The sequence below is a fragment of the Vibrio sp. 10N.222.51.C5 genome (assembly GCF_041474575.1).
Taxonomy (GTDB): domain Bacteria; phylum Pseudomonadota; class Gammaproteobacteria; order Enterobacterales; family Vibrionaceae; genus Vibrio; species Vibrio crassostreae_C.
In genome coordinates, this window is sequence record NZ_JBFRUJ010000082.1 from 1 (window position 1) to 1,183 (window position 1,183).

1 protein-coding gene is annotated in these 1,183 nt (G+C 40.7%); it reads left to right on the top strand.

What is annotated here, in order from left to right:
• Positions 1-39 precede the first annotated feature (39 nt).
• A protein-coding gene (locus AB4558_RS21375) for an IS3 family transposase (protein WP_372159088.1) occupies positions 40-1,183 on the top strand; the annotation gives its coding sequence in 2 pieces (ribosomal slippage) (positions 40-406 and positions 406-1,183; 1,145 coding nt annotated over the 2 pieces). This gene is flagged as partial in the annotation.

Consider the following 1,183-nt stretch of genomic DNA (forward strand, 5'->3'; position numbering starts at 1 on the left):
GTCCCGTCCTGAAATGTGTTTACACATTGAGGACGAATTATGGCTACTTCAAATAATACCTACGTTAAGCGCACTCAGCGTGATTACACACTAGGCTTTAAATTACAGGTCGTCGCCGCTGTAGAAAGAGGCGATATGACATATAAACAAGCCCAAACCATTTATGGTATCCAAGGCCGTTCAACTGTTTTAACTTGGCTTCGAAAGCACGGTAAGATGAATTGGGCGCAAACTCCAAGGATGAATACCATGCACCAATCAACTAAGCCTAAAGAGTCACCAGCACAGAAAATAAAGCGTCTTGAGAAAGAGCTGGAAGACGAAAAAATCAAGAATCTCTTTTTAAATAGAGTGGTTGATATTCTTGATGCTGAACACGGAACTAGCCTCAGAAAAAAGTATCTCACCAAGGAGCAAGAAGCCTTCAAGAACAAGAAGGAATAAGTTTAGTTCGAGTATGTAAGCTATGCGGGATAACGAGACAAAGCGTTTATCAACGAGAAAAGCGAGCTGTTCTTCGCCAGTTGGAACTTAAACCCATCAAACAAATGGTGTTGGATATTAGACGTTATATGCCTCGGGTTGGCACTAGAAAGCTCTACTTTTTACTTAAGCCAAAGTTGCAAGAACAAGGTATCAAGTTAGGTCGGGATGCTCTTTTCAACTACTTACGTGATGAACGGTTATTGGTAAGACCTAAACGTAGTTTTACGAAAACGACAAACAGTAAGCATTGGATGAAAAAACATCCGAACTTATTAAAGAACTACAAACCATGCACTCCAGAGGGTGTGTTAGTAAGTGATATTACCTATATCCAATCAGATGAAGGCATTCACTATCTCTCATTGGTAACTGATGCGTTTAGTCGGAAAATTATGGGCTACGAGCTGAGCAACGAAATGAAGGCGACGGATGTTGTGAAAGCGCTAGATATGGCTATTAAGGGGCGTCAATATCATCGTTCGTGTATCCATCACTCTGATCGTGGTCTCCAGTATTGCTCCGGTGTTTATCAAGATAAGTTGAAAAGTAGCGGCATAAGCCCCTCGATGACAGACGGTTATGACTGCTATCAAAATGCATTAGCAGAGAGAGTAAATGGAATACTGAAACAAGAGTTCTTACTTAATAAGTGTAAAAACCTCGGAGAGCTTAAACAACTAGTAAAAGAGTCTATAAG